The sequence below is a fragment of the Nocardia sp. XZ_19_385 genome (assembly GCF_015355755.1).
GTDB lineage: Bacteria > Actinomycetota > Actinomycetes > Mycobacteriales > Mycobacteriaceae > Nocardia.
Window position 1 is genome coordinate 2314032 of the sequence record NZ_JACVEE010000001.1, and the last position, 16905, is coordinate 2330936.

Consider the following 16905-nt stretch of genomic DNA (forward strand, 5'->3'; position numbering starts at 1 on the left):
GTCAGTAGTTGTTTACCCCGGCCGTGTCGTTCCTACCAGGGATGTTCGCTCAGATTTCGAGCGTGCAGTCACCGGCGGCGGCGGAGATGCAGGTCTGCACCTTGTCGCCTTCGCGCTTCTCGTCACCGTTGCGCAAATCACGGGCATGGCCGGAACTCAATGTCAGCACACAGGTTTGGCAGATACCCATCCGGCAGCCGAACGGCATCTGAACCCCGGCCGACTCGCCCGCTTCGAGCAGACTGGTCGCCCCGTCCACCTCGACGCTGCGGTCGGACTTGGCGAAGGTGACGGTGCCACCCTCGCCGATCGCGGAGCGTTCCGCCTCGAACCGCTCCACGTGCAACTTGTCCGACAGGCCCGCCTCGCGCCAGTGCTTCTCGATCTCGTCGAGCATCGCCGCCGGACCACAGGCCCAGGTCTCGCGGTCGCGCCAATCCGGGAAACGCTCGTCCAGATCGGTCAGCTTGAACTTGCCGTTCTCGCCGGTGAGATGCAGATGCGTGCTGAAGCTCGGGTGCCGGTCGTGCAGCGCGCGCAGCTCGTTGCCGAACATCACGTCCTCGGCGGTGCGCGCGGAGTGCAGGTGCACCACATCGGTGACGCGCTCACGCCGGTCCATCCCGCGCAGCATCGCCATCACCGGGGTGATACCGCTGCCCGCGGTGAGGAACAGCACCTTGTCGGGCGGCGGGAACGACATCACGAACCGGCCCTGCGGCGCCTGCAAGCGGATGACAGCGCCGGGCTTGACGCCGTTGACCAGATGGCTGGACAGGAAGCCCTCCGGCATCGCCTTGACCGCGATGGAGATGACGCGCTTGCCGCCGTGGCCCGGCTCGGACCAGTTCGGCGGGCAGGTCAGCGAGTAGGAGCGCCAGTGCCAGCGGCCCTCGACCAGAATGCCGATGCCGATGTACTGGCCCGGCTGATATTTGAAATCGAAACCCCAGCCCGGCTTGATCACCAAAGTCGCCGAATCCGCGGTTTCCTTGCGCACCTCGACAACTCGGCCGCGCAACTCACGTGCCGACCACAGCGGGTTGGCCAGGTGCAGGTAGTCGTCGGGCAGCAGCGGTGTGGTCACCCGGGCGACAGCGCCGCGCAACACGTTCAGCCGGCCGCCACGCTCGGCGACACTCGCGGCCGGTGCTTCCAGCCACTCGCGCACATTCTTGAAGACCATCGGTGCCGTATATCTCCTGTGTCTGATTTGCAGCTCGCAAGACTCGCTCAGTGCGGGCTACTCCGACCGCAAGGTTACGGCATCGTAGGTTAGCGTGTCCTGCCCGGGCTCAGAGCAGGTCGAGCAAGAACGGCAGTTCCTGCGCCGCGTACCAGGCGAGCTGGTGATCCTCGGCGTCACCGAGCACGAACTCGGCGTCGGTATCGCCCAGGTCGGCGGCGTCGATGACGTCCACGGCCTTGGCCACCTGCGGTTCGGCGTCGGCCAGGTCGACGTGCACGGACGCGATCTGGTTGTAGGTCAACGGGCCTGCCAGCTTCACCACGGCGTCGTCCAGATCGGGACGGTGCTTGGCGCCGATCACGTCGGCGGCGATCACCGCGCGCCGGTAGATCGGGCGGCTCGGCTCGCTCTCCGCGGGGCTGCCCGAGTCATCCGCGTCGTCGCGTTCACCGGCCAGCAGCCGCAGCGAAGCGCGCGCGGCCTCCATCATCGCCACCTCGGCCAGTTCGTCGTCGTCCCCGGAGGCATAGGCCTCACGCAAGGTCGGGGTGACCGCGAACGCCGTCGCGCCGAGCGGGAAGATCTCGCGCTCGGCGACCAGCGTGCGCAGCATCGGCACCGTGGCCGGAATGTAGACGCGCATCTTCTCGTCAGACACAGGCACCGAGCATCTCCTCCATGGATTCGTGGACCGCGGCGGCCAGTACGCCGATGTCGGCCATCGCGTCGCGATCGGCGTTGAGCCCGTAGAACACATGTCCGTCGTAGGACGTGATCCCGATACTCGAGGCCTGATTGCGCAGCAGCGGCGACACCGGATACATCTCCAGCATCCGCGCGCCGCCGATGAACATCGGCGTTTGCGGACCCGGCGCGTTGGTGATCACCAAATTGAACGTGTGCTCTGCGAAAGTACTCGCCGCGCGCACACTCATGGCATGAAGGCTCGCCGGTGCGAATCCGGCCAGGTGCACCAGGGTGCGCGCCCGCACCCCGCGCCGATGCTTGCCGTTGGCCTCGGTGGCATGCGCGATGTGCGACAGCCGCATCACCGGATTGGGTTCGCCGACCGGCAGATCGATGAGAAACGAGGACACCTCGCTCGCCGGTTTCAGCTCGTCGGCCCCGTCGACGTACACCGACATCGGGACCACCGCGCGCACCGCCGAGGACTCGGTGAGCGATTCGCCGCGCGAAAGCAGCCAATTCCGTAAGGCCCCCGTGACGACCGCGAGGATGGCGTCGTTGATCGAGCAGTCGAAGCGTTTGCGGATGGTGCGGTAGTCCTCCAGATCGCTGCGCACCACATCGAAGCGGCGGTTGCGGGAGGTCTTGGTGTTGAGCGGGCTGTCGGGTGCGCCGGTGGTGGCCGCGCGCACCGCCGAGATCACCGAGTCCAGCGCCTTGCCCGCGGCGGCGACCGTGGCGAACGCGTCCGCGCTGGCATCGCGAGCGACCTCGAGCACATCGCGCGGCTGCGCGGCCAGGTGCGCCAGCGCGCCGAGCAGCAGTTCGCTGTCGCGGGGTTCGCGCGGCGCGACCCAGGCATCGTCGGCCAGACCGCGCGGCGCCTGGCTCACATCCAGGATGACGTGCCCGATCTCCAGCGCGCTGTCCCCGTCGACCAGGGCCGAATGGGTCTTGGTGAAGATCGCGGACCGGCCGCCGGACAAGCCCTCGATCAGATACATCTCCCACAGCGGGCGGGTCTGATCCAGCGGGCGCGAGGCCAGCCGCGCCACCAGGTCGTGCAGCTGTTCGTCGGTGCCCGGATGCGGCAGCGCCGACCTGCGAATGTGATAGGTGATGTCGAAGCCGCTGTCCTCCACCCACACCGGGCGGCCCAGGGCGAACGGGATCTCGCGCACCTTGCGGCGATAGCGCGGCACCAGCGCCAATCGGCTCTCGACCAGGTCGACCAGGCGGTCGTATCCGACCCCCGGGTGCTGATCGGTGTTGCGAACGATCGCGAGCGCGCCGATGTGGATCGGATTGCTACTGGACTCCAGCCGGAAGAAAGACGCGTCCTGCGGCGTCAACCTTGTGATCACGCTGCCCGCTACTCCTTGCGCTTACCTGGTCGAACGATTGCCGTCGCTGCCGATCATGCTGCCCCATAACGGCTTTCGCTCCCCTGGAGAGAGGTCTGCGAGCTGCGCTGCCCCTGCCGCCCTTCGACACGGCGGACGCATTCCATCGTAAGCGACGCGAGTCATCCTGCTCGGCTACGGTGAGAGAAGAAAGCCGCCGTATCCGCGACAACCCCGAGGCGACCCGTTCGCCGCTGGTCACCGGCGCCTACCATGGGCCCGGCAATTACCATGGAGCGTGCTGCGGACCCGCTAGGTGAATTGGCGGGGCGGGGGCCGACATATGACACACCGACCAGAGGACTGACGAGACTCGTGCCTGCGCTGACACTGACGAGGTTGCTACGGATTGGTGAGGGCCGCACGGTCAAGCGGCTGGCCCATCTCGCCGACGAGGTGATCGCGCTCGAGTCGGAATTCGAGGCGCTCACCGACGTTGAGCTGCGTGCCAAGACCGACGAGTTCAGGGAGCGCTACGCCGACGGGGAAACTCTCGACGAGCTGCTGCTCGAAGCGTTCGCGGTGGCCCGCGAGGCGTCCTGGCGCGTGCTGAACCAGAAGCACTACAAGGTGCAGCTGATGGGTGGCGCCGCACTGCATCTCGGCAACATCTCCGAGATGAAGACCGGTGAGGGCAAGACCCTGACCTGTGTGCTGCCGGCCTACCTGAACGCGCTCTCCGGCGACGGCGTGCACGTCGTCACGGTCAACGACTACCTGGCCAAGCGCGACGCCGAGTGGATGGGCCGCGTGCACCGTTTCCTCGGCCTCGAGGTCGACGTCATCCTCGGCGGCATGAACCCGGCCCAGCGCCGCGCCGCCTACGCCGCCGACATCACCTACGGCACGAACAACGAGTTCGGCTTCGACTACCTGCGCGACAACATGACGCACTCGCTCGACGACCTGGTGCAGCGCGGCCACAACTTCGCCGTGGTCGACGAGGTCGACTCCATCCTGATCGACGAGGCCCGTACCCCGCTGATCATCTCGGGCCCGGCCGACGCCTCCTCGAAGTGGTACGCCGAGTTCGCGCGCATCGCCCCGCTGTTGAAGAAGGACCTGCACTACGAGGTCGACATCAAGAAGCGCACCATCGGCGTGCACGAGGCCGGCGTCGAGTTCGTCGAGGATCAGCTCGGCATCGACAACCTCTACGAGGCCGCGAACTCCCCGCTGGTCAGCTATCTGAACAACTCCATCAAGGCCAAGGAGCTGTACCAGAAGGACAAGGACTACATCGTCCGCGACGGCGAGGTCATCATCGTCGACGAGTTCACCGGACGCATCCTGGTCGGCCGCCGCTACAACGAGGGCATGCACCAGGCGATCGAGGCCAAGGAGAAGGTCGAGATCCAGCCGGAGAACCAGACGCTGGCCACGATCACGCTGCAGAACTACTTCCGCCTCTACGACAAGCTGTCCGGCATGACCGGTACCGCCGAAACCGAAGCGGCCGAACTGCATTCGATCTACGGCCTGGGCGTGGTCCCGATTCCGACCAACAAGCCGATGATCCGCGCGGACCAGTCCGACCTGATCTACAAGACCGAAGAGGCCAAGTTCGCCGCCGTGGTCGACGACTGCATCGAACGGCACGAAAACGGCCAGCCGGTGCTGATCGGTACCACCAGCGTGGAGCGCTCGGAGTACCTGTCCAAGCAGTTCACCAAGCGCGGCATCCCGCACAACGTGCTGAACGCGAAGTTCCACGAGAAGGAAGCCGAGATCATCGCCGAGGCCGGTCGGCCCGGCGCGGTGACGGTCGCCACCAATATGGCGGGTCGTGGTACCGACGTCGTGCTCGGCGGCAACCCGGACATCATCGCCGACATCCTGCTGCGCAAGCAGGGCCTGGATCCGGTGGAAACCCCGGACGAGTACGAAGCCGCCTGGCATTCTGCGCTCGAGCAGGTCAAGCAGCAGACCGAGGAAGATGCCGCGGCGGTGCGCGAGGCCGGTGGCCTGTACGTGCTCGGCACCGAACGGCACGAATCCCGGCGTATCGACAACCAGCTGCGCGGTCGTTCCGGCCGGCAGGGCGACCCGGGTGAGTCCCGGTTCTACCTGTCGCTGGGCGACGAACTGATGCGGCGCTTCAACGGCGCGGCCCTCGAGGCGATCATGACCCGCCTCAACCTGCCCGACGATGTGCCGATCGAGGCGAAGATGGTCTCCAAGGCCATCAAGAGCGCGCAGACCCAGGTCGAGCAGCAGAACTTCGAGATCCGCAAGAACGTCCTCAAGTACGACGAGGTGATGAACCAGCAGCGCACCATCATCTACGGCGAGCGCAACCGGATCCTGCGCGGCGAGGACATGGAGGGCCAGGTCCAGGAGATGATCACCGACGTGATCACCGCCTACGTCGACGGCGCCACCGCCGAGGGCTACGTCGAGGACTGGGATCTGGAAAAGCTGTGGACAGCGCTCAAGACGCTGTACCCGGTGAGCGTGGACTACAAGAATCTGACCGGTGAGACCGGCGTCGGCGAAGCCGGCGACCTGACCCGCGAGGAACTCCTGGACGCCCTGCTCGAGGACGCGCACACCGCCTACGAGAAGCGCGAGCAGGAGATCGACGGCCTGGCCGGCGCGGGCTCCATGCGCAATCTCGAACGCCAGGTGCTGCTTTCGGTGCTGGACCGCAAATGGCGCGAGCACCTCTACGAGATGGATTACCTCAAGGAGGGCATCGGCCTGCGCGCCATGGCGCAGCGCGACCCGCTGGTCGAATACCAGCGCGAGGGCTTCGACATGTTCGCGGCGATGCTCGAGGGTCTGAAGGAGGAGTCGGTCGGCTTCCTGTTCAACCTGCAGGTCGAGGTGCAGCAGCCGCAACCCGAAGGCGTCTCGGTCGATCCGGGCCTGCGGTCCCCGCTCGGTGCGAACGCGCCGCGCCCGCTGCCCACCGACCAGGTCCCCCCGGCCGGCACCACGGCTCCGGCCGCGTTGCGCGCCAAGGGCATCGACGAGCGCACCGAGCGCGGCCTCAGCTACTACGGCCCCGCCGAGGACGGCAACGCCACCGTGCACAGCGACGCCGAGGAGTACGGCAGCGACGGCGACAGCAGCACCCGCCGGGAACGCCGGGAAGCGGCCCGCACCCAGAGCAAGGGCAAGCGCGCCCCGAAGGGTCGCCGCAAGCACTAGGCACTGAACGAGGAAGGCGCCCATGGAAATCCATGGGCGCCTTTCTCGTTTTCTACACGCGTTCGAGGATGGCCGAGGCGCCGATGCCGCCCGCGGCGCAGATGCCGAGCAGGGCGGTGTTCTTGCCGGTGCGGGCGAGTTCGTTGGCCATGGTGGTGACCATGCGCGCGCCGGTGGCGCCGAAGGGATGGCCCAGGGAGACCGAGCCGCCGTGCACGTTCAAGGTGTCGATGTCGATCTCACCGACGGCGGTGTCGCGGTCCAGGCGGGTCTTGGCCCAGTCGGCGCTGCCGAGGGCGCGCACCACGGAGAGCGTCTGGGCGGCGAAGGCCTCGTGGATGTCGACGAAATCGATGTCGGACAGCGACATTCCGGCCTTCTCGAGGGCGCGGGGCATCGAGATGGCCGGGCCGATAAGGACCTGATCGGCAGGGTCGACGCTGACGTAGCTCCAGGACCGGAAGGCGGCCAGCGGGTGGTAGCCGAGTTCGATGGCCTTCTCCTCACTCATCAGCAGGACCGCCGAGGCGCCGTCGGTGAGCGGGCTGGCGTTGCCGGCGGTGACGGTGCCGTCCTTGGCGAAGACCGGCTTCAGCTTCGCGAGTTTGGCCGCGCTCGTGTCGGACCGGACCAGGCCATCACGCTCGATGTCGGCACCCTCGGGGGTGCGCACGCGCAGGACCTCGTCGGCGAAGCGGCCGGAATCGATGGCGGCGGCGGCGCGCTGGTGTGAGCGGGCGGCGAACTCGTCCTGTTCGGCGCGGGTGACGCCGTGGATGCGGGCCATCTTCTCGGCCGACTCCCCCATCACCTCGCCGGTGGTGCGCTCGGCGATCTTGGGGCGGGTCGGGAGGATGTCGGTGAACGGGGCCAGTTGCGCGGCCGCGGACAGGTAGTCCTTGACCTTCGGCTTGCCCAAAGCCAGTGGCGCACCGGCGTGTACCAGCTTCTGCGGGAGTTTCACCTCGGCGTTGCTGGTGGAGTCGCTGCCGCCGGCGATCATGATGTCGTATTCGCCGCGTTCGATGGCGGCGGCCGCGGACGTCACGGCCTGCAGGCCGGAGGCGCAGGCGCGGGTGACGGTGTAGCCTTCGCAGCCCGCGTCCAGCTTCAGGTCCAGGGCGATCTCGCGCGCGATGTTCGGTGCGGCGCTGGGCAGGATGACCCCGCCCCAGACGATGGCCTGGACCTGCGCGCCCGGCAGCCCGGTGCGCTCCAGCAGTCCGCGGACGGCGGCGTCGGCGAGAGCGATGGAGTCCATGCGGGTGTAATCGGTGAAGGCGCGCAGGAACGGGGTGCGCGCACCGGAGACGATCACCGCACGGCGAGCAGCTTTGGTAGCCATGGGAATTCCCTTCGATAGACCAGTCGCACATAAACTTACTCTCAAGTAAGTTTCAGGTCTACGGGCAGCCCGAAGCGGGCCTCCCCACACCCCACCGGGCGGGGAGGCCTCCGCGCGAAACAAAGGGCTCAGCGATCCCCTCCAGAAGCCGCTGAGCCCTGAGTCTGCCTGCGCGCCGTTGCGAAGGCAGACCTTGGACGCCGATCCCGGCAACGCCCCTGCTCGCCCCGGAATCAACTCCTGGAAGAAACCGCTCAGGCCGACGTTGCTCGCTCGGCGCGAAAGAACAGTAGCAAGTTTTCCATTATCTTTTCAAACAGTTTCTGTAAACTTGTCTTGAAATGATGGGGGGGCCTACGATGAAGACCACTATGCAAAGCACTTCGGAGCTGTCGCGGCAGAAGCGCTTCGGCCGGATCATCAAGGAACGCCGAGACGAGCTCGGCCTGACCCAGATGCAGATCGGCGACCTGGGCGGCCCCTCCGCCCCAACCATCCGCAAGATCGAGGACGGCACCGCCGCGATCAGCACGCACACCCTGAACAAACTGGATGTGCCGCTGCGCTGGCTGCCGGGCAGCGCCGCCCGCACCTACGCCGGCGGCGCGCCCACCGCGCGCGAAACCGCCCCGGACGCGGGCGACGAATCGATCGTCTCGGGGCCCGATTCGATCCGCTTCGACATCGCCGACCTGACCGGTTTACTGGCCTCCGCGGGCCGGCTCAACGACTCGGTCGAGCACGCCGGCGTCACCGAACCCGCTGTACTGGCGGCTGTTTCCGAACTCAACGGCGTCGTCTCCCGGCTCTCGGCCCGCTACGCGACCGCCATGCTGGAACGCAACGGCGGACCGGGCCGGGACCTGCATCCGCTGGTCGCCATGGCGTTCTCGCACCTGCTGGAGATCCCCGCCGAGGTCAGCGACCCGGACGAGGTGCGCGAACGGCGCTACCGGCGCTGGCTGGCGGGCCGCTTCACAGATGTGGACTCCGCCACCGAAGCACGTTTCCACGCGAGATGGGTAGCGGCCAACGCCCGTGGGATGGAAAGGTAGTCAGGCGATGACCGAGGACGCCGCGCGACTACCGCTGAGCCGCAAGATCAATCGCCTGTTCGCGACCATGCACCCGCGTTCGGCGCCGGAACGCAGCACCGCATCGGTCGCCGAACAGGTCAGTAAGGCGCTGCTGCGCACGATTCCCGCCGAACATCTGGAGCGGATGCGCGACGGCATGTTCGACGAATACGACACCTCCGCCGTCGGCGCCGACGTGCTGGCCGCGCTCGCCCACTGCTTCGGCGTGAAACCTGACTATCTGACCGGCTCTAGCCCCCTCGCCTTCGCGATCGACCGGGAGCTCGAATTGCTCGCGACCATGCGCGACGCGAACGTCGCCAGCATCGCGCTGCGCGGATCGGATGTGGATCCTGGGCGGCTGACCGCCGTCATCCAGAGCACCGAGGCAGTGTCTGGGTCAAAAACTCGGTAGCATCTGTTCCTGCACGGGGCGGGATCGCAGAACTGCTGTAGGAGAACCGGACGCATGGCGGGTTTGGACGACCGGTTTCGGGAGGTCTCCCGGGACGTACCGATACCGCACCCTTGGAATTTGCATATCTATCTCGATGCCGTGGCGGAGTACCGCGGCCGCGAGATCACCCTGCATCCGGTGGACACCGCGGTGCTGGCCGGCAGCGGTTGCGGCACGGGTAGCGGGCTGTGGATCGCCAAGCGGGACAGCGATGTCATCGTCTACGGCGCGGACACCACGCAATGGCATGCCGAGCACATCATCGCCCACGAACTCGGGCACATGCTGCTCGGCCACGGGCCGGAAAGCGCCGAGCCCGAGGCGCCGCACTCGATCGCGGCGATCAGCGAACTGCTGCCCTCGATTTCGGCGGAATCCATCACCCATGTGCTGGGCCGCACCGATTACGGGACGGCACGCGAGCGTGATGCCGAATCGTTCGCGGATCTGGTGATGCTGGAGGCGCTGCGGCCGCCGCGGCGCGAATCACTGCTGCACCGCACGTTCTTCCGCGGTCGCTGACCAGGGGAAGCCCTAAATCCTGAAGCACCCGGCCGGTTCCGTCCGATGCGGACGATCCGGCCGGGTGAATGGCACTTCTATGCGAGCCGGATGAGGCCGTAGTCGAAAGCGTGCCGACGATAGACAACCGACGGTCGGTCGGTCTCCCGATCCTGGAACAGGAAGAAATCGTGGCCGACGAGTTCCATCTGATAGAGGGCGTCGTCGACGGTCATCGGAGTCGCGCTGTGCACCTTGGTGCGTACCACGTGGCCCGGCCCGGCGGGCTGGTAATCCGACCCATCCTGCGCGTCTTCGGAGCGCTTTTCGACCGGATGGTCGTGTGCCGCATGGCCGTTCGAGCGCGTGAACAGCGACTCGTCGATCAGGTCGGCGGTGGCCTCGGCGACCGAGACCGGGGTCTTCTCGCCGTAGTGCACCTTGCGCCGGTCCTTGGTGCGGCGCAGCCGGCTTTCCAGCTTGTCGGTCACCGACTCGAGCGCGGCGTAGAAGCTGTCCGCGCAGGCCTCGGCCCGGACGATGGGGCCCTTACCGCGCGCGGTGATCTCGACGCGCTGGCAGGCCTTGCGCTGCCGCCGGTTTCGTTCGTGGAACAGCTCGACGTCGAAGATGAAGATCGACGGATCGAAGCGTTCGAGTCGGGAGAGCTTTTCCGCGACATAGATTCGGTAATGATCTGGTACCTCGACGTTGCGGCCCTTGACCACGACTTCCGCGCTGGGAGCCTTTGGCCGCTCCGCATCGGGTTGTTCCGTGGTGTCCAGAGCGGCGCCACTTTGCACCGAAGGATCTGCATCTTTCACTGAAGGTCGTGAAGAAGTCGTCACGCGTACCTCCCGGATCTGGCCGCACCTGTTGACTCACGTGCGGCGGGTTTGAGCCGTGCCGAGCAGTGTCTGATTCCATGGTTCGCGGGGGGATCGCGCGGGAATCGCGCAGCACGAGGATTGTCCGAGGCGCCACCTCCAAACTCCCGGTTGGGTGTGTGTCCGCGACGCTAGTACGACATTTGCGAGTGCGCCACTATTCACGCAAATTTCCCGGAGTCAAGCAGTACATGTCACCAAAACCGCCCGGGTGCGGATACCCGCGGCAGTCAGCGCGCGCACCGATTCCCGGGCTGTCGCACCGGTGGTCAGCACGTCGTCGACCAGCACTACCTCGGCTTTCTCGGCAAAAGCGGCAAAGACGGCGGGCTGCGGCGGCACCGTGATCCGGCCGCGCAGATTGTGTTGTCGCTCATATGGTGTCAACCCCACCGAATCCCGGACACCCCGCCACACCCGCAGTACCGGCGCCACCTGGCAATCGGACAGCCACCGCGCGGCCGCGCGAGCGGTGCGAACCACAGGGTCGCCACCGCGTTGCCGGGCGGCCCTGGAACGGCTCGGAGCGGGCACGAGCACGAGGGTGCGACGGTCCGCGCGCAGCCGCGCCAAGCCGGTCGCGAGGGCCTGCCCGAGCGGCTCCGCCAGATCGTGCCGGCCGCGTTCCTTGGCCGCGAGTACCGCGCGTCTAGGTGGGCCCGCATAGGGGCTCAGCGCCCAGCACGGGACCCCGGGGTCGGCCCGCGGGCGCACCCGCACCGGCGGGCCCAGCGTGCCGTCACAGTCCGCGCACCACCCTGTCCCCGGGCAGTCACACCCCGCGCAGGAGTTGGGCAGGATCAGATCCAGCAGTGTCCCCATCGCCCGAGTCTGCGCCCGGGCACCGACAGGTCAGCCCGGCAGCACCGGTACCGCGCTCGTGCCCAGGCCCGGCACCTCACGCCAATACGGCTCGCCGCCATCGGGATTCCGCGTCAGCTCCAGCACCGCACGGGAATCCGCCACGTACTGGTGCTGCGGTGACGCGCTCACCAACTGGACCGGCGGCGTCAGGTTCTGGCTGATCTGCGAGGTCAGCTCGGACCCGTCGATCGAGACCGTGCTGACCGGGTCGATATTGCCCTCGCGGGCGATCATGATCGCGTCGGCGGTCAGCCAGCTCAGCGAGACCGCGCGGGTGCTGAGCCCGACCGCGATCGCCAAAGGCGAAGTCAGCGCGTAGGTTCCGTTCGGCCGGCGTTCGACCACCGCGACGTAGACCTTGCCGTCGGCGATCAGCGCGGCCCGCACACCGGTGCGGGAGATGCGCAGCTCGGTGATCGGCAGCCGCAGCATCGGATCCGCCTGCGCCGCCTTCAACGCCGAGATATCGACCTCCTGGGGCGAGACGGTCCCGGTGGCGCGGTCGTTGACCGCCCGGATGACCTTCTCGCCGTCGATCACCACCCAGGCCGCGCTCCCGTCGGAGTTCCAGGACGGCCGGCTGATACTGCCGCCCTCGGCGATCGGGAAGGCGGTGCCGCCATAGCTGCCGACCATCAGGGTGCGCTGTGGCTCGGGCGCGGGGCGGCCGGATTCGGCGACCGCCGCGACGAACTGGCCATCCGGCGAGATCGCCGCCGCCTGCAGGTTGTTCACGGTGCCGAAGTAGCCGGGCGCGTTGAGCACGCCGGTCTCGGTGACCTGGGCCAGCGCCCCACCGCGCAAGGCGTGCAGGCCGATTCGGTTCTGGCTCTGCACCGCGGGGCTGAGCTGCTGCACGTCGGCGACCGACCAGCCGGTGGCGGCGAAACGATCGTCGAGCGGTTTGCCGTCGGCCAGCAGCATGTACGGGCCGAGGACCTCGGCGCCCGCCAGCGTGAGCACCACCTGCCCGGCCAGCAGCTCGCGGTCACGCGGACTCAGGCTCGAAGCGCCCGCGAAATCTATTCGCACGCCGCCCAACCCGACGCCGACCTCGTCCGGATCGCCGTTGGCCTTGGTGATCTGGCCGCGTACCGACACCGGCGCGGTGAGTTCGTTGCGGACCACCGGCGCCAGCGCGGGCTGCGTGCCCGAGCTGATCAGCGTGAGCAGGCGCGCGGCCAGCTGATTCTTGGGCGCGGCGATCCAGCGCAGGTCCGGGATCAGCGTGGTACCGGTCGGATCGACGAAGTAGAGCACGTAGCGCCGGTAGGACTTGGCGAAGGCGGCCTCGTCCATCACCACCCCGTCGGGCAGTTCGTCGATGCGCCACTGCCCGTCGACCTTGCTCATCTCGATCTTGTTTTCCAGCGGCGGGCCCTCGACAGCGCGATAGGAGCCATCGGCCGCCAGCTCCGCGACCTTCCGGGCGCGGATCACATAGGTGGCCTTGTCGCTGCTGCGGGATTCGCGCAGGGTGTCCGGTCGTTCCACGATGGTGGTGCTGACCGAGTCGTCCCACGCGGTGGACGCGGCCGGGGTCATGAACTGGCGGGCGGCCAGGTGCCGGTTAGACGGGTCGGCGGTGGCCGCCAGGAAATCGCGCAGCAGCAGGTCGGGGTCGCGGTTCTCGATCGGCGGCGGCGGCCCGTCCGGGGTGGGTTCCCGATTGATGGTGCCCAGGGCCTGCGGCGAGGAATTCTCCGGCAGGCTGGCACAGCCCGTCAGTGCCGTCAGCGCCGCCAGGGCGCAGACCGCGAGCGCGGCCAGCCGGGTGGCGGAGCTGACGGGGTGGGTAGACACAGTCATGACTGTTTGTCTCCGGGTTCGGTGAGCACGCCGGGTCCGGGCGGCTCCGCGCCGTCCGGTGGTGAGGCCGTCCCCGCGGCCGTGGAGTTGCCGTTCTCGGAATGCTCCACCAGATGGAACGGCTGACTCGCCACATCGGCGTTGTCCTCGGCATCCAGCTCGACCGGCATGGACGGCTTGCGCAGCAGCGGTTCCAGCGGCAGCGGGCTCGGGCCCATCTTGCGCCCGCGCACCAGCGGCAGTGTGAGCCGGAAGCTCGCGCCGACACCGGCCTCGCCCCAGGCTTCCAGGCGGCCCTCGTGCAGGTTCGCGTCCTCCACACTGATCGACAGGCCCAGGCCGGTGCCGCCGGAACGCCGCATCCGCGACGGGTCCGAACGCCAGAACCGGTTGAAGACCAGCTTCTCCTCGCCGGGCCGCAGGCCGACACCCTGATCACGCACCACCACCGCGACGGCGTTGACGTCGACATCACCGCGCATCCGGATCAGCACCGGTTTGCCTTCGCTGTGGTCGAGGGCGTTGGCGAGCAGATTACGCAGCACGCGTTCCACGCGGCGCGGATCCACCTCGGCGACCAGGGGTTCCTCGGGCAGGTCGATGACGACCTCGACGCCGCTGTCCTTGGCCAGGTGCCGGACCGTGGAGATGGCGGCCCGCGCGCACATCCGCAGATCCAGCGACTCCACCTGCAGCTCGGCCACACCGGCGTCGTGCCGGCTGATCTCGAGCAGGTCGTTGAGCAGGCCCTCGAACCGGTCCAGTTCGGTGACCAGCAGTTCGGAGCTGCGCGCGAGGGCGGGATCGAGATCGTCGCTGCTGCCGTGGATCAGATCCGCGGCCATCCGCACGGTGGTCAGCGGGGTGCGCAGTTCGTGGCTGACATCGGAGGTGAACCGGCGTTGCAGATTGCCGAACTCCTCGAGCTGGGTGATCTGGTTGGACAGGCTCTCGGCCATCTCGTTGAACGCCTGGGCCAGCCGCGCCATGTCGTCCTCGCCGCGCACCAGCATGCGTTCCTTGAGGCGGCCGTCGGCGAAGCGGCTGGCGATGCGCGCGGCGGAGCGGATCGGCAGCACCACCTGGCGGGTGACCAGCGCGGTGATCGCGGCCAGCAACACCAGCAGCACCAGGCCGCCGATCATCATGGTGCCGCGCATCAGCGACAGGCTGCGTTCCTCGTTGGACAGCATGAAGATCAGATAGATCTCCAGCGTCGGCACCTCGGCGCTCGGACTGCCGATGATGAGGGCGCGTCCGTGATAACCGTTGAGGTCGGAGACAATCGCGAACTGGTAGCTGACCTGGTTGCGCTGGACGAACCGGCGCAGCTCCTCGGGGACCTCGTCGATCAGCCCAACGACGATCGGTTGTTGCGGCACGCCGCCGACCATTGCTAGCGCAGAATCGAAACTTCCTGCCGCGCCAGAGGAACCGGTGCCACCCGCCCGATCGGACAGGGCACTCCGGGCGTCGGCGAGGCGTTGTTCCTGGGAGGCTGCGTCATGGGCGCCCACCAGCTGGGTTTCGACAGTATTGCGGGCCCGGTCCATTTCCTCGACCGCCGCATTGATTTTCGCGTCCAGCAGGCGATCGGTGATCTGCGAAGTCAGCACCACGCCGAGGATGGTGATGACGATCAGCGACAGCGTCAGCGTGGAGACGATGACACGCAGCTGCAGCGACCGGCGCCAGACATGACCGAGGCCGGTGCCGACCTCCTTGAGCCAGGCCACCACCGGCGCGAGCGATTCTTCCAAGCGCACAGCAAGTCCCGGCGCCTCGGGCGACCGCTCTCCTCCCCCGGAAGTGTCGCCCGGGCGCTCCGGGTTTTCGCTCACGGAGGTCCGGCCTTGTACCCGACCCCGCGCACGGTAAGCACGATCTCCGGATTCTCGGGATCCTTTTCGACCTTCGCGCGCAAACGCTGCACGTGCACGTTCACCAGACGGGTGTCGGCGGCATGCCGGTAACCCCAGACCTGCTCCAGCAGGACTTCACGGGTGAACACCTGCCGCGGCTTGCGGGCCAGGGCGACGAGGAGATCGAATTCCAGTGGAGTCAGCGAGATCTGCGCACCACCGCGGGTCACCTTGTGCGCGGGCACGTCGATGACGATGTCGGCGATGGAGAGCAGTTCGGCCGGCTCGTCCTCGGTGCGCCGCAAACGCGCACGCACGCGGGCGACGAGCTCCTTCGGCTTGAACGGCTTGACGATGTAATCGTCGGCGCCGGACTCCAAACCGAGCACCACGTCGACCGTGTCGGTCTTGGCGGTGAGCATCACGATCGGAACGCCGGAATCGGCCCGCAGCACGCGGCATACATCGATGCCGTTCATGCCGGGCAGCATCAGGTCCAGCAACACCAGATCGGGGCGGATCTCCCGAACCGCCGCGAGGGCCTGTGTGCCGTCGCCGACCACATGCGGGTCGAACCCTTCCCCGCGCAAGACGATCGTGAGCATCTCAGCGAGCGCCATATCGTCGTCGACGACCAGAATCTTGGGCTTCATAATTACTATGGTGTCATCTCCCAGGCCAGGAACGGGCCGCCACGCCAACACTGGTGCGAACCCGCCGCACATCCAACCTTATCCGGCAACCAATTCGGCCAATCGCACGGCCAGCGATGCCGGATCGTCATCGGATCGTATTCTCCACCAAGGACTGTGCCAACTGCCTTCGGCCAGCTCACGATAGACCTCGAGGGTGCGCCGCTGTAATCCGCCGTCGCGTTCGTAGGCATCCAGTGCGCGTGTCGCGTCGAGTTCGCCGCGCTTGCGGGCGCGTTCGGCCGCGAGATCGGTATCGACGTCCAGCAACAATTGCAGATCCGGCGTCGGCAGGCCGAAGCGGACGAACTCCAATTCGGCCACCCAGCGGGCGATCTCACTGTCGGACGATTGCTCGAGGCGGGCCGCGTTGTAGGCCGCGTTGGAGGCGACGTAGCGGTCCAGGATGACGATGTCGTTGTCCAGCAACAGCTTCGTCAGCTCGGCGCCCGCATCGGCCCGGTCCAGCGCGAACAGCAACGCCATCGCATTCACCGATTGCGCCAGGTCGCCGTGCGCTCCGCGCAGTGCCTCCGCGGCCAGATCGGCGTGCACCGATTTGCCGTAGCGCGGGAAGGCCAGGGTGCTGACCCGCAGCCCGTTCGCGCGCAGCCGGGTGGTTGTCGCCTCGATCAGGGTGCGCTTGCCCGCACCGTCGAGACCCTCCACCGCCACCAGAAGACCCATGGTCGAGGAGGCTACCGGTCGGCCAGACCAAGGAATTGGGGGCCTCACCCCGGGTCCCAAATGTGAAGTTTCACTGATTCAATGCGTGGATGTCGAAAATCAAGATCGCCAAAGCCGGAATCGCCGCAATCGCTCTAGCCGCCGGCCTGACCCTCGCCGCACCCGCTGCCGGCGCGGCGCCGTCCGACGGCACGTCCAGCGGCAGCTCGTCCGGTTCCTCGAAGCTCGCGGAGAACCTCGCCTGCTATCTCAAGAACAACACGGGCAGCGTCTGCCCCGCCCCCTAGCTGACG

At 67.4% G+C, this 16905-nt stretch carries 15 protein-coding genes; 5 read left to right on the forward strand and 10 right to left on the reverse strand.

Going from position 1 to position 16905, the window contains the following annotated elements; translation table 11 throughout:
- Positions 1 to 49: 49 nt before the first annotated feature.
- From IBX22_RS10960 to IBX22_RS10970, 3 genes are all read right to left on the reverse strand, one after another.
- The gene (locus tag IBX22_RS10960) at positions 50 to 1186 is read right to left on the reverse strand and encodes a ferredoxin reductase (protein WP_194815173.1); all 1137 of its coding nucleotides are present in this window, start codon (positions 1184 to 1186) and stop codon (positions 50 to 52) included.
- 109 nt (positions 1187 to 1295) lie between these two features.
- The gene (locus IBX22_RS10965; RefSeq protein WP_194815745.1) at positions 1296 to 1832 is read right to left on the reverse strand and encodes a DUF6912 family protein; all 537 of its coding nucleotides are present in this window, start codon (positions 1830 to 1832) and stop codon (positions 1296 to 1298) included.
- 7 nt (positions 1833 to 1839) lie between these two features.
- Entirely contained in the window at positions 1840 to 3240 is a 1401-nt protein-coding gene (locus tag IBX22_RS10970; protein ID WP_194815174.1) for a wax ester/triacylglycerol synthase family O-acyltransferase, read from the reverse strand.
- A 354-nt stretch (positions 3241 to 3594) separates the two neighbouring features.
- Between IBX22_RS10970 and secA the strand changes: the two genes are divergently transcribed.
- The gene (gene secA, locus IBX22_RS10975) at positions 3595 to 6432 is read left to right on the forward strand and encodes a preprotein translocase subunit SecA (protein WP_194815175.1); all 2838 of its coding nucleotides are present in this window, start codon (positions 3595 to 3597) and stop codon (positions 6430 to 6432) included.
- Between the two features lie 52 nt (positions 6433 to 6484).
- Here the strand turns inward: secA and IBX22_RS10980 are convergent, their stop codons facing one another.
- Positions 6485 to 7777, reverse strand: coding sequence for an acetyl-CoA C-acyltransferase (locus IBX22_RS10980; protein WP_194815176.1), 1293 nt, complete (start codon positions 7775 to 7777; stop codon positions 6485 to 6487).
- A gap of 371 nt (positions 7778 to 8148) precedes the next feature.
- On the opposite strand from IBX22_RS10980, the gene IBX22_RS10985 reads away from it, so the two are divergent.
- Genes IBX22_RS10985 through IBX22_RS10995 form a run of 3 tightly spaced genes read left to right on the forward strand, consistent with a single transcriptional unit; the run spans position 8149 to position 9832 of the window.
- A complete protein-coding gene (locus IBX22_RS10985; protein WP_194815177.1) occupies positions 8149 to 8832 on the forward strand; it encodes a helix-turn-helix domain-containing protein in 684 nt (227 codons plus the stop codon).
- A 7-nt stretch (positions 8833 to 8839) separates the two neighbouring features.
- Entirely contained in the window at positions 8840 to 9268 is a 429-nt protein-coding gene (locus IBX22_RS10990; RefSeq protein ID WP_194815178.1) for a hypothetical protein, read from the forward strand.
- Between the two features lie 54 nt (positions 9269 to 9322).
- Complete coding sequence (locus tag IBX22_RS10995) at positions 9323 to 9832, forward strand: hypothetical protein (protein ID WP_194815179.1); 510 nt, start codon at positions 9323 to 9325, stop codon at positions 9830 to 9832.
- 77 nt (positions 9833 to 9909) lie between these two features.
- Here the strand turns inward: IBX22_RS10995 and hpf are convergent, their stop codons facing one another.
- The 6 genes from hpf to IBX22_RS11025 all read right to left on the reverse strand — a co-directional run bounded on the left by hpf (position 9910) and on the right by IBX22_RS11025 (position 16612).
- Positions 9910 to 10596 (reverse strand): ribosome hibernation-promoting factor, HPF/YfiA family, encoded by a 687-nt coding sequence (gene hpf, locus IBX22_RS11000; RefSeq protein ID WP_228538731.1) that lies wholly within the window; start codon positions 10594 to 10596, stop codon positions 9910 to 9912.
- Between the two features lie 282 nt (positions 10597 to 10878).
- Entirely contained in the window at positions 10879 to 11520 is a 642-nt protein-coding gene (locus IBX22_RS11005) for a ComF family protein (protein ID WP_194815181.1), read from the reverse strand.
- Between the two features lie 30 nt (positions 11521 to 11550).
- Positions 11551 to 13371: an MtrAB system accessory lipoprotein LpqB gene (gene lpqB, locus IBX22_RS11010; protein ID WP_194815182.1), complete on the reverse strand. Its 1821-nt coding sequence runs from the start codon at positions 13369 to 13371 to the stop codon at positions 11551 to 11553.
- Positions 13368 to 15137 (reverse strand): MtrAB system histidine kinase MtrB, encoded by a 1770-nt coding sequence (gene mtrB, locus IBX22_RS11015; RefSeq protein WP_375540216.1) that lies wholly within the window; start codon positions 15135 to 15137, stop codon positions 13368 to 13370. Before mtrB ends, lpqB begins: the two co-directional genes overlap by 4 nt.
- A gap of 71 nt (positions 15138 to 15208) precedes the next feature.
- Positions 15209 to 15886: an MtrAB system response regulator MtrA gene (mtrA, locus tag IBX22_RS11020; RefSeq protein WP_069163595.1), complete on the reverse strand. Its 678-nt coding sequence runs from the start codon at positions 15884 to 15886 to the stop codon at positions 15209 to 15211.
- Positions 15887 to 15964: 78 nt separating this feature from the next.
- Positions 15965 to 16612, reverse strand: a complete 648-nt coding sequence (locus tag IBX22_RS11025; protein ID WP_194815183.1) for a dTMP kinase — start codon at positions 16610 to 16612, stop codon at positions 15965 to 15967.
- Positions 16613 to 16701: 89 nt separating this feature from the next.
- Here IBX22_RS11025 and IBX22_RS11030 point away from each other — a divergent pair, with 89 nt between their 5' ends.
- Positions 16702 to 16899, forward strand: a complete 198-nt coding sequence (locus IBX22_RS11030; protein WP_194815184.1) for a hypothetical protein — start codon at positions 16702 to 16704, stop codon at positions 16897 to 16899.
- Positions 16900 to 16905: the final 6 nt, after the last annotated feature.